A 12585-nucleotide genomic window follows, 5' to 3' on the forward strand; every position below is an offset into this window, starting at 1 on the left:
ACGTATTTCTCCTTTACTTCTTGATATATATCTTATATGCGTTATATAACCTTTCCATGGTCTCTTTTATCACTTGGCTTGGACATGCAATGTTAATTCTCTCAAATCCGATGCCCTCTTCTCCGAAAATGTATCCCTCGTCTGCAAATATATATGCTTTTTCGGTCATAAATGCCTCTAATTCGGTTTTATTTAGACCAAGTGACCTACAGTCGCACCACAAAAGATAAGTGCCCTCTAAAGGGAAAATTTTGATTTCCGGGATGTTTTTTTCAACAAAATCGGAAATGTACCTGTAATTATCATAAATAACCTGAATACACTCATCAAGCCATCGTTCGCCATAGGTATAAGCAGCCTCCAGGGCTACCATTCCAAGCACATTTGTAACAGATCTAAAACCGTCAAGCCTTGAGGATTTGAACTTTTTATAAATCTCAGGATTTTCGATGATCACATTAGATGTCTGAAGGCCTGCAAGATTAAAGCTCTTACTTGGAGCTGTGCATACAGCCATATGCATTCCGGCGCCCTCTGTAATAAGAGCCATAACTGTATGCTCAAATCCAGGCATAATGAGGTCATGATGAATTTCATCATCAATTATAAAGACATCATTTCTCACGCATATTTCATATACTTTTAAAAGCTCATCCTTAGTCCAGACTCTTCCTACAGGATTATGGGGATTACAGAATAACAAAAGCTTTGTATCCGCTTTTTTTACCTCTTTTTCAAATGCCTCGTAATCAATTCTGTATCCTGATCCATCGAGGATAAGCGAAATCTCTATGAGATTACGTTCCTTCATCTTTACAGCTCTTTTGAACGGGTTATAAACAGGTGAAAAAACAACAACGCCATCACCTGGGGCGGTTGTGCTAAGGATCAAATCTCCAATAGCTGTAACAACTCCATCTGATGGCGTAATCCACTCTTTTTTAATTTCATAATTATGTCTTTTCCCCATCCAATTTACTATAGAGTTAAGATAGCTATCAGAAATGTCTGTATAACCCAGATAGTTGCAGTCCAGATATTTCTTTATCTCCTCTGTAATCTCCGGAGCAGTCCTAAATTCCATGTCTGCAATTGACATTGGAACTATCCCCGAAGGAACATCAGGATTTCTTTTCAGCATATCTTTATACTTAAAAGAATTCTCACTGATGCCATCTTTGGATGTGACAAAATCGTACATATCTACTCCTTAAATACAATTGTAACCTCTATTAACAAGAATGTTCTCAACTGCCTTAGTGTCTTCTGTACTGATAACCATGATTGGTCTTGCAGACTCGCGGTTAAATGATAGATATGTATAATTTACATTGATATTGCTTGAAAAAAGAGTCTTTAAGATCTTATCAAAGGCTCCAACTTCATCCTGACACTCCACAGCTAAAACAGGTGTTGTCTTGCAAAGGTAACCTGCTCCCTGAAGCACCTCGATGCATTTTTCCGGATCTGAAACAACCATTCTGATTATTCCATATTCAGCAGAATCGTTTGTAACAGAACCAAGTATATTAATTCCATTCTGGCAAAGAATTCCAGTAATATTCTGCAAGCATCCTTTCTTATTCTCGGCGTAGATTGAAATTTGTTTAAGCATCTTCTTCCCCAAAAACCTTTCTAACAGCCACAACGACGTCAGTCGATGTAAATGGCTTTACCACAAAATCTTTTGCACCCTTCTTTAGGGCTAGGACTATCATGTTCTCATACTTTTGGTCTGAACACATGATAACATTGGCCTTAGGATCAATCTTCATGATCTCAGTAAGAGCGTCAATCCCATTCATCTTAGGCATATTGATATCCAGGATCAAAAGATCCGGCTGTTTTTCCTTGTAATACTCAACTGCCTGTTCTCCGGTGAGTGCCTCACCTACAATCTGATATTTTTCAGGATCAAGGGCAGCCTTAAGCATTTCTCTCATTAAATTAGTGTCATCAGCTATAAGTATCTTTTTCCTCATAATAGTCTCCTAAACCGAATCAACGTTAGTAATATTATTATGACAGCAAACTATAACCTATACAAATTAAATATAAATAAAAATACCACTTTTATTCCAGTTCATCAATCGTATATGTGCTTCCATCCACCACAATTTCACTTATATCGTCAAAAGAGCTATATAGTTTCTCAGATACATAGTTGAATTTATCAGGAAATCCCCCTGAATTAAGAGTTTTTATGAGGGAACTGACTCTTGGTCCATGGTGAGGATTACACTCTGCTATACAGGCAATCTTTCCCTCTTTCGCATAGTTTATGGCCTCCTGGTTTACACCATCAAAAGAAACAACCATTATCTCACCGTTTGTGATATCTGCTCCAACCTTTTTGCCTGCATTTTCAATGGCTTCAATAGCTCCTATGGCCTCATTATCATTTTCACAATATACAACGTTTACGTTGTCATATTTCCTAAGAAACGAAGCCATAACTTCCCGGCCCTTTGTCTCAGTAAAATCACCGCTGACTTCATCAAGTATATCCCAGCCATTTGCTCTGGCCGCATTGGCAAGGCCCCTTGATCTTCCAATCTGAGCTGTTGATCCGATAGTTCCCTGAATATTTACAATGTGGATTTCATCAGCTGATATGCCGCGTTTTTCAGTAAAAGCCTTTAACCAGGCAGCAACCTTCTTTCCCTCAAGTTCAAAATCAGAGCCAACCCAGCATGAATAAAGGTTCTTATCTGCAACATCTACCCGCCTGTCCACGATTATCACGGGTATACCTGCTTCTTTTGCCTCTCCCAGTACCGAATCCCAGCCAGTCTCCATTGCCGGTGCAAGAACTATATAATCGACTTCCTGCTGGATAAACATTCTTATGGCAGTTATTTGATTGGACTGTTTCTGCTGGCCATTCTTATATATCAGATTATAGCCATTTTCCTGGGAAAAAGCCTCAAGCATGGACTCTGTATTTGTGCTTCTCCAGTCAGATTCCGCTCCGAGCTGTGAAAAGCCTACCGTTATGAGATCTTTTGTAACCTCATTTTCAATATCTGCATTTTGATCATTAATAGCACTGCTCCCGCATCCGGCTGTGAAAACCGAAAGCAGGAGCAGTACTAGCGCTAACATGGCGTTTTTTCTCATATCTCAATGTCCTTATATTTTAAGAGCTTTCTTTTTTTGAGACATTACTATACTTTGGATGAGCAGGAATATACAGAGCATAGCTGCAATTGTGATTCCAGTCCACCATGCCTGATCAAGACCGGCGGATGCTACTATGTTCTGAATCGTGCTGAGTGATAAAACGCCAAACAATGTTCCAATGATGTTACCTACACCACCTGTAAGCATTGTTCCGCCAATAATTGATGAGGCAATGGCATTCATTTCCATTCCCATCGCATGGCTGGCAGCACCTGAACCTACATGAAGGAAGTAAACATATCCTCCAATTCCCGCAAGAAGGCTGCAGATAAGATGTGATAAGAACTTAGTTCTTTTAACATTGATTCCAAGCATCAATGCACTCTGCTTATTGCCGCCAACCGCATATAGATTCCTTCCAAGCCTGGTATAGCGAAGTACTAAGAATAATAATACCACAAGAAGCAGTGCTACTATCACACCAATTTCTACATATGCAGGGACATATATTCCCTTTTTGTTCACCGATCCAAGTCCCGGAACATTTATTCTTGTAAGTTTAAGTGCATTGAACTCAGGATCTTCTACATTAAATGGCGCAGTATTTACTATTGTCGTCATACCTCTGGCAAAAAACATTCCGGCAAGAGATACGATAAATGGCTGAATATCAAGATACGCAACCAAAAAGCCCTGAACCAGCCCATAAGCAAGTCCTATTCCCAAAGCTATGAGAATAGAGCCTAAGATGCTTCCGTCATGGTAGTCAAGGTACACAGCACAGCACATTGACACGAGTGCCACAACGCCTCCGACAGAAATGTCAATTCCGCCGCTTATCATAACTATGCTCATTCCGCAGGCTGTAATGATAAGTGCAGCGTTCGCATTTAAAATGTTAAAAAACATCTGTGGCTTGGTAAATCCACCGCCCTGAAAAAGCACTGCTCCTATATACATAAGGAAAAAGATAACAATTGTAATTGTAAGAAGCAGGTTAGTATCGCTCATTTTATTGAATATACTAGTGTTTTCTTTTATTTTTTTCATTTATGCAGCCTCCTTTCTAGCCATTGGAAGCTGTTTTGCAAGCTTTGCCATATAGTCCCTTACTGTAGGTGCTGAGAATATAACGAGCAGGATAACCACAACAGCTTTATATGCCGCAAGGGCATCAGACTGCACATTGAATTTATAAAGAGTAGTAGTCAAAAACTGAATGACATACGCTCCCAGTATTGAAGCCCACATATTGAACTTACCTCCTGAAAGAGCATTTCCTCCAAGAGCTACAGCTAAAATAGCGTCCATCTCTATATCTTTTGCTATAACTGAGTAATTGATCGTGGATAATCTGCTTACCTTGATAAGTGCTGCTACTGCAACGCAAAGGCCCAATATAACAAAAGTTAAGAACTTTATGAATGTTGGATTTATACCATTTAGCCTTGAGGAATTCTCATTGATTCCCACAGCCTGTGTATATAATCCAAGATTTGTTAACTTAAGGACAATTGCGATCACTATAATGCAGGCTATCACTATGAACACTGTGGTTGGAACAGGAATTCCCGGAATAAACCCGCCAAAGTAAGCAAATTTTGGGTCCGGAACGATTGGAAGCTCGTTGTTGTTGATCCAGGCAGCAATTGAACGGCCAGCTGTAAAAAGAATCAGTGTCGCTATCATAGGCTGTATCTTAAATATAGCAACCAGCATTCCGTTAAATGCTCCGCAAAGCATGCCAACTATGCAGGCTACGAGAAACGCTACAATAATCGGAGCCTGAATTGTTTCCGGTCTTGAATTGCCACCGCACAAAACCCTTAACATAGCAGATCCCGCAATAGCTATTGTTGCACCTACAGAGATGTCCTGCCCTCCTGATGCTGCTGTAACAAGAGTCATGCCTATGGCTAAGATTGCAAGCTCTGAACCGTAATCAAGAATTGTTATCAGATAACCTGACAAAACCGGATTTCCGGCATTATTTGTTCCAACAGTTACTTTGAAAAATCCCGGATCATTGATCAGATTTATTACTGCCAGAAGTATAAGTGCCATAAGCGGAATAAAGAGCTGATTGCTCGTTATCTTTTTTAATATTTGCTTATTCATACCTTATTCTCCCCCTGCAATAGTGCTCATGATCTTGTTCTGTGTAAGATCTTCGCCCGAAAGCTCTCCTACAACTTTTCTGTCACGCATAACTACCAGCCTTGAGCACGTTCTTAGCATTTCATCGGTTTCAGAAGAGATAAACGTAACGCTCATTCCTTCTGAAGCAAGCTCTAACACGAGCTTTTGTATATCTACTTTCGTTCCTACATCGATTCCTCTGGTAGGCTCATCCAGAATCAGATATTCAGGATGCATTAATAGCCACCTTGCCAGGATTACTTTCTGCTGATTTCCACCGGAAAGAGATTTTATCGGTGTATCAGCCGATGCAGTCTTAATATTCAGTTTTTTAATGTACTCCTCCGCAAAAGCGTTGGCTTTTGCCTTACTGAAAGGCTTAAAGAAGCCTGTTAATACCTGGAGTGCAAGTATAATGTTATCCCTTACAGAAAGATCTCCGATTATTCCATCGACTTTTCTGTCTTCAGGCAAATACGCAATACCATTTTTCATGGCATCCAATGGCTTATTTATCTTAACGTCCTTGCCATGTACTTTTACGTGGCCTCCAATGACTCTGTCCGCTCCAAAGATTGAACGTACACATTCGCTTCGTCCGGAGCCTAAAAGACCTGTAAATCCATTCACTTCACCTTTTTTAATGTAAAAATCAAAAGGCTGAATACCGGCATCACTCTGAAGCTTTGATGCTTCAAAGACTTTTTCATCCGCATCTTTCCCCGAATATGCTGCATTCTCACCTTTGATATCTGAAAGGTCATCCATCTCTTTACCGAGCATTTTTGCAACAAGCTGAACTCTTGGAAGGTCTTTTATCTCATATTCCCCAACAAGCTGACCGTCCCTAAGAACTGTGATCTTATCACAGACTTCATAAACCTGATCCAGAAAGTGAGTTACAAATATGATTCCAACTCCCATTTCTTTAAGATCTCTCATAAGACCAAAAAGTTTTTCTACTTCCTGCTCATCAAGAGAGGAAGTCGGTTCATCAAGTATCAGCACTTTACAATCCATATCAACAGCTCTGGCTATGGCAACCATCTGCTGAACTGCTATTGAACAGTTTGCAAGCTGCTGCGTTGCCTTTGCAGGAATATCAAGTTTCTTTAAAAGCTTCTCAGCGTCTGCATTTATGCTCTTCCAATCAACTAATCGGCCTTCTCCTCTGCCAATAAACATATTCTCAGCAACAGTAAGATTGGGACAAAGAGTTATTTCCTGATAAACTGTACTGATACCAAGCCTTTGGGCATCCTGAGGTGAATGTATCTGAACCTCTCCTTTGCCAGCAAGGCAGATTGTTCCTGCATCTTTGGAATACACCCCCGTCAGGACCTTGATCAGTGTTGATTTTCCTGCACCATTCTCTCCCATCAGAGCATGTATTTCCCCTTTGTTCAGGGTAAAATCCACATTCTGAAGAGCTTTAACTCCAGGAAATGATTTATTGATGCCTCGCATCGTTAGCACTTGTTTCTCTTCCACAGGCATTACCTCTATTTCTTTTAAAAAACGCGGTGCGGTTGTCCTTACGGACTCCTGCCGCACCGCGTCCTTTCTTTTTTACTTAATTAAATTCCGTATGTGTCAACATCCTGCTGTGTGATTGTTGTTGCATCGAAGCCCTTCTCATCCATGATGATTGTCTTCTGTGAAAGTGTTCCGCCACTCTCTAATGTCTTGATAATGTCATCAATGTAGCTAGCCTGGAAAGGATTGCACTGTCCATCATAGTTCCAGTTCTGGTTAAGAAGCTCTTCAAGTGCCCACTTATTGCAGTCAAAGCCCATAACTACAACGTCTTTTCCTACACCATGTGAGATACCTGCTGCGTCAAGAGCAGCTACAGCACCCTTAGCCATGTCATCGTTCTCAGCATAGATTACGTTAAATGGTGTGCCTGCATCGATAACTGACTGAACGATCTGCTGTGCCTTCTCTGCATTCCACTCAGCTGTCTGCTGTTTAACGATGTTCCAGTTTGCTTCTGCAGCAACCTTAGTATCAAGAGCTCCACTACGTCCCTGCTGAGCAGCTGAACCCATAACACCCTGAATGTGGATTACATTGTACTCAGAAATGTTCTGTCCAGCGAGCCAGTCAACAGCTGTCTGTCCCTCTTTTGCCATGTCTGATACGATTGAAGCTTCATAGAGGCTTGGATCTGCATCGATAGTACGGTCAAAAAGAATTACTTTGATTCCTGCAGCCTGTGCATCCTTAAGAACTGAATCCCAACCTGCTGTATCAGCAGCTGAAAGAAGAAGATAATCAACTTCATCCTGGATAAATGTCTGAGCGTACTGGATCTGCTCATCATTCTTCAAACTGTAAGCAAAAGATGCATCATATCCGTTTTCTTTTGTGAATTTTGCTTTAAGATCAGCATCGTTAGCTGTACGGTAACCGGACTCGTTAGGGTCGTTGTTGATAATACCAACCTTAATAAGGCCGCCTGAAGAAGCCGGAGCTTCTGTAGTTGTGCTTGCTGGCGCTGTGCTTCCACATGCAACAAGACCAAGTGTCATGGCTGATGCCATAACGATTGACAATACTTTCCTCATCATAACAATTTCCTCCTAAAATATTATGTGTTTTGGGTTGTCCCCACCTCTTAAACACATTGTAATTTTCAGGAGGAAATTTTAAATTCAATAAAATTGAAATTCGGTTAGTTTTTTTATTAAAATTTCATTTTGTTTCATTTTTCTACGATTTCGGTTAATTTTTTCGGAAGTCGTATAACAACCCTCGTTCCTTCTTCATAGGTACTAGCAATATCAAGTCCATATTCTTCACCGAAATTCAGCTTTATTCTCTGATTCACGTTATAAAGGCCATAAACGGCACTTTCTTCAAGTTTTTCTGCTTCTAGGGCAAGCTTAACATCATTTAACCTCTCAGAAGTCATTCCCTTTCCATTGTCCTCAACGCAGATTTCAAAGTAGGTGTTATATTCTTTTCCTGTTACAGTAATGTGCCCACCGCCTCTTTTATTCTTGATTCCATGATAAAGTGCATTTTCCACAACAGGCTGAACAGTAATCTTGGGAATACTATAATCAAAAATTGCTTCTTCAACATTTATCTCATAGCTAAGAATGTCCTGATACCTTATCTGCTGTATCTCCAGATAACTTCTTACATGCTGGAGCTCTTCTTTTACAGAAACTATCTCTTTTCCCCTATTGAGAGATGCCCTGAAAAAGTCAGACAAACTCTTAACCATATTGACAACCTGCTTTTGGTTGCCGGCCTCAGCTGACCACACTATTGTATCCAGTGTGTTATAAAGAAAGTGTGGATTTATCTGGGCCTGCAAGAGTTCAAATTCAGCCTTACGCAGTTGCTTTTGTTCCTGTTTTACCTGTTCTTCGATAGGACGCGTTATCCACAAAGGGCCTACAAATGATACTAAAAGGATAACTAATACAATAGCAACTGTTATTACCATTGAAATCTTTATGATGTCCAGAAATACTTCCTTATTCTCAGCCTGCGCGACCTGTATCTGCTTGTTTTCATAATAGATATACTCATTGATAGTCTCTTGCAAAAGAGCTGTCACTATCTGAACGTCATTCTCCCATATGAGCATATTTGCCTCATACTTATCCTCATAGGTAAGATTATTCTTTATTCTTTCTATGTAGACTTCAAGGTTATTTAAGTACTTCTCCGCACTTAGTAACCTCTTTTGATTATCATCAGTATTTGTATAGCCTTTAAGTCCCCCGACAACAGCCCTGGCATCGCTTAATAAAATCGGTATCTGCGAATCCTCAGGTGCAACATTACCAACTATCAAAAGATATGTCTCATAATCAAAATCTTCCTTAAAATCAAGACTGAATTCGCTCGCTGTAACCACCGAGTTCAGCATTGTATTATATCTTTCGCTTACAAAAAAGAGATTGTAAAGCGCATACACCATGAAGATCAGGTTAGGTAAAAGAAGTATAATGTAAGATAGTCTGATCTGTGACGCCAGCTTTGATCGCTGTTTCTTTCTATGACCATTGAACATCTTTACTCCTCCTCACGTGTACCATTTCTGTACTGAGTAGGAGTTAGTCCCTGTGTCTTCTTAAATAGATATGAAAAATAATGTGGATCCTTGTAACCAACCATCTGACCTATTTCATTACTTCTCTTTGAAGTGCTGCAAAGAAGCTCTTTTGCATGCTCCATCCTGTAATCCGTAAGATATTTAATGAATGGCTGTCCAGTCTCTTGCTTAAATACTGCGCTTAAGTGATTTGGCGAGAAATTCACATGAGCAGCAAGGGAGTTGAGCGACAGCTCCTCCTCTGCGTAGTGCTTCTCAATATATGCCACTGCTTCATTCATGATGTCACGATATCTTCCAATTGCGTTGCTCTGCTTAATAAGAAGCGCTTTATTCATGATTTCCTTCATGTAATCAAAGGTCTTTTTCTCATCTCCAAGAACTTCTGCATTTGGAGCCGTAATCTGCTTATCAAGCTCATCTCTGCTAAGTCCCAATTCATTTAATATATAATCTGTGACGCAGAAATATAGATCCATTGATATATATTGCCTGAGCATTGTAGACCTGATAGCATTTTTTCCCATTCCATTAAAGAATTCTTCCAAAAAGAACTCTGTCTCAGAGGCTTCTCCTCGTCTTAAAAACTCTTTTACAAGCTTTCTATCGATATGTTTTGGATCAATCTCAGACAAGATAATATCCTCTTTTTCTACCTTAAGGCCTTCTTCCGAACCAACCATAAAACCATTGTCAGAAGTTAAGTACATGTGAGCAAACGCCCTGCTGGCCCATGAAAAAGATGTACTTATTTCTGTTATTCTGTTGACCGTTTGACCGATTCCACCAAAATATCGTATGTTATTATAATTCTCAAAAAGTCCCATCATTTCCTTGATAGTAGACTCTATATTTGTATTAATAGTGTTTTCATCGTCTCCTTTAAATAGCAGAGCGAGTCCTTCCAGATCAAGGTTAAAACTGATTGCTCCATTTTTAGTTGCGATGGCTCTTATTCCTTCTTCAATTTTTAGGACACTGTTTGAAAATTCGCCAATCTCATGCTTTTTTGACCACACTTTCATGAGGAGAACATTATATTTTAGAGCTGTTATATCAATGGACAGCTTTTTTGCCATTTCGATAAGTTCAGATGCGCCACAGTTTGAGCTGACAAGCTTTCCAAAAAAGGCCTGTTTATCAAGCTCATTTCTCTCCTTCATTTCCTCTTCATAGCGCTTTGTAGCCTCCCTCTCTGCGCGCTTTTCTTCAACCTTTTCAGAAACAGAACTCACTTCTCTTAGAAGGTCACTGCCACTTATAGGCTTCGAAAGATAGCTTGAAACGCCTATCCTGATTGCCTCTTTTGCGTATTGAAAATCTTCATATCCTGTAAGCAGGATTATCTCGATCCATGGAAATTCCGCCTTGACCATGCGGCTCAGAGTCAGACCGTCCATAAATGGCATTTTAATGTCGGTAATAAGAATATCCGGCTGCGTTTTCTGGATCATTGAGTAGGCAAGTTCCCCATCAGATGCCTCCCCACAAAAATCAAATCCATTTGCAAGCCAGTCAATATTGTTTTTTATACCCTCCCTAACAACAAATTCGTCTTCCACAAGAAATACTTTTACCATACAAGAAACCCCTTTATGAAATACATTTTCCCCACTTCATTTTATCATTAAACCAATAATTCCTAAAGATGAGACAGGCACATATTTTCTGCTTTTTTAATATTTACTCACGTATACATATAAATTGTAATATGATATACTTTTACGGCTTAGTTATATGAATAAAGGATGATGTTATGACAAAAGAAAACAAAATGGGTGTAATGCCCGTAAAACAGTTAATAGTATCAATGTCTCTACCTATGATGATCTCAATGCTGGTTCAGGCTCTCTATAATGTCGTAGATAGCATTTTTGTATCTCAGATAGTTGGAACTACTCCAAATGCCGGCCAGGATGCTCTTACAGCAGTTACTCTTGCATTTCCCATGCAGAACTTAATGATAGCCCTTGGTTCAGGAACAGGAGTTGGCATTAATGCCCTTCTTTCAAGATCACTTGGTGAAAAGAACTTCAGTCGATCTGATTCGGCTGCTAATACCGGTATTTTACTTACTTTTTTAAACTATTTGGTCTTCCTAATCATCGGTGTCTTTTTTGCTGACGCATTTATCAGTTCACAGACTGACACGCCTGTCATTGCACAATATGGCACTACTTACCTGAGAATTATCGCGTGTTGTTCTGTTGCACTCTTTTTCCAGATAACATTCGAACGACTTCTTCAGTCAACAGGAAAGACCTTTTACAGCATGCTTTCACAGGCATCAGGCGCTATAATCAACATTATTTTTGATCCGCTTCTTATATTTGGTATCGGACCTTTTCCACAGCTTGGAATTGCCGGCGCAGCTTATGCTACCATCTTTGGTCAGTGTGTCGGTTCCTGCATCGGTCTGTATTGCAATTTGCACTTTAATAAAGAGATCAACTTTTCTTTTAAGAAAATACTCACTATCGATATGACTACAATCAAGGATATATATTTCGTAGGCATTCCATCCATACTTATGATGTCTATCGGTTCTGTTATGACTTACCTTATGAATCTTATTCTTGGTGCTTTCTCATCCACAGCTACAGCTGTATTTGGTGTTTACTTCAAGCTTCAGAGTTTCTTCTTTATGCCTGTATTTGGCCTTAATAACGGACTTATTCCTGTTCTTGCCTATAACTATGGAGCAAAGAACAAACAGCGCATAACCGAAGCTTTAAAATTTGCTCTTACCCTTGCTGTATCCATAATGATCGTTGGTACAATTGCTTTTCAGGCGATCCCGGGGTTATTGCTGTCATTATTCAATGCTTCAGATGAAATGATAAAGATCGGCATACCAGCACTTAGAATAATCAGCCTTTCATTCCCTATTGCCGGTGTTTGTATCGCTATGGGTTCTATTTTCCAGGCTTTTTCAATGAGCTTCTATTCGTTGGTTGTATCAGTTGGACGTCAGCTTGTAGTTCTTATTCCTGTTGCGTGGCTTCTGTCAAGAACAGGCAATCTGAACTTAGTATGGTTTGCCTTTCCTATTGCTGAGATTGCTTCACTTGCTATCTCAACATACTATTTCAGAAAGCTTTATAAAACTACTATGTCGGTTCTTTAATACATTTGTGGTTTAGTAGCCCATATTTTCTACAATGTCAAGTCCCTCTTGCTGAAATATGCAATAAATATGCGCTTTTTCAGAATAATGCACTAAAAATCATTATTATTTTTGGCAATTT

At 39.6% G+C, this 12585-nt stretch carries 11 protein-coding genes; 1 reads left to right on the forward strand and 10 read right to left on the reverse strand.

Annotated elements, in window-relative coordinates:
* Positions 1 to 13: 13 nt before the first annotated feature.
* From C4S54_RS06370 to C4S54_RS06415, 10 genes are all read right to left on the reverse strand, one after another.
* The gene (locus C4S54_RS06370) at positions 14 to 1201 is read right to left on the reverse strand and encodes a MalY/PatB family protein (RefSeq protein WP_103868777.1); all 1188 of its coding nucleotides are present in this window, start codon (positions 1199 to 1201) and stop codon (positions 14 to 16) included.
* A gap of 9 nt (positions 1202 to 1210) precedes the next feature.
* On the reverse strand, positions 1211 to 1615 hold the full coding sequence (locus tag C4S54_RS06375; RefSeq protein ID WP_103868778.1) for an amino acid-binding protein: 405 nt from the start codon (positions 1613 to 1615) through the stop codon (positions 1211 to 1213).
* Positions 1608 to 1982, reverse strand: a complete 375-nt coding sequence (locus tag C4S54_RS06380; protein WP_103868779.1) for a response regulator — start codon at positions 1980 to 1982, stop codon at positions 1608 to 1610. Before C4S54_RS06380 ends, C4S54_RS06375 begins: the two co-directional genes overlap by 8 nt.
* A 91-nt stretch (positions 1983 to 2073) precedes the next feature.
* Positions 2074 to 3105 carry an ABC transporter substrate-binding protein gene (locus C4S54_RS06385; RefSeq protein ID WP_242973750.1) on the reverse strand — a complete coding sequence of 344 codons (1032 nt, stop codon included), beginning with the start codon at positions 3103 to 3105 and terminating at the stop codon, positions 2074 to 2076.
* A 27-nt stretch (positions 3106 to 3132) separates the two neighbouring features.
* Positions 3133 to 4173, reverse strand: a complete 1041-nt coding sequence (locus C4S54_RS06390) for an ABC transporter permease subunit (RefSeq protein WP_103868781.1) — start codon at positions 4171 to 4173, stop codon at positions 3133 to 3135.
* On the reverse strand, positions 4174 to 5241 hold the full coding sequence (locus tag C4S54_RS06395; RefSeq protein ID WP_103868782.1) for an ABC transporter permease: 1068 nt from the start codon (positions 5239 to 5241) through the stop codon (positions 4174 to 4176). It lies immediately after the preceding gene.
* Positions 5242 to 5244: 3 nt separating this feature from the next.
* Complete coding sequence (locus C4S54_RS06400) at positions 5245 to 6759, reverse strand: sugar ABC transporter ATP-binding protein (protein WP_103868783.1); 1515 nt, start codon at positions 6757 to 6759, stop codon at positions 5245 to 5247.
* Between the two features lie 80 nt (positions 6760 to 6839).
* Positions 6840 to 7835 (reverse strand): ABC transporter substrate-binding protein, encoded by a 996-nt coding sequence (locus C4S54_RS06405; protein WP_103868784.1) that lies wholly within the window; start codon positions 7833 to 7835, stop codon positions 6840 to 6842.
* Positions 7836 to 7969: 134 nt separating this feature from the next.
* Positions 7970 to 9295 carry a sensor histidine kinase gene (locus C4S54_RS06410; RefSeq protein WP_103868785.1) on the reverse strand — a complete coding sequence of 442 codons (1326 nt, stop codon included), beginning with the start codon at positions 9293 to 9295 and terminating at the stop codon, positions 7970 to 7972.
* A gap of 2 nt (positions 9296 to 9297) precedes the next feature.
* Positions 9298 to 10917 carry a response regulator transcription factor gene (locus C4S54_RS06415; protein ID WP_103868786.1) on the reverse strand — a complete coding sequence of 540 codons (1620 nt, stop codon included), beginning with the start codon at positions 10915 to 10917 and terminating at the stop codon, positions 9298 to 9300.
* A gap of 176 nt (positions 10918 to 11093) precedes the next feature.
* Between C4S54_RS06415 and C4S54_RS06420 the strand changes: the two genes are divergently transcribed.
* Positions 11094 to 12464: an MATE family efflux transporter gene (locus C4S54_RS06420; protein WP_242973751.1), complete on the forward strand. Its 1371-nt coding sequence runs from the start codon at positions 11094 to 11096 to the stop codon at positions 12462 to 12464.
* Positions 12465 to 12585 lie beyond the last annotated feature (121 nt).

Origin of the sequence: Butyrivibrio sp. Su6 (assembly GCF_900108105.1) — a bacterium.
Classification (GTDB): domain Bacteria; phylum Bacillota; class Clostridia; order Lachnospirales; family Lachnospiraceae; genus Butyrivibrio.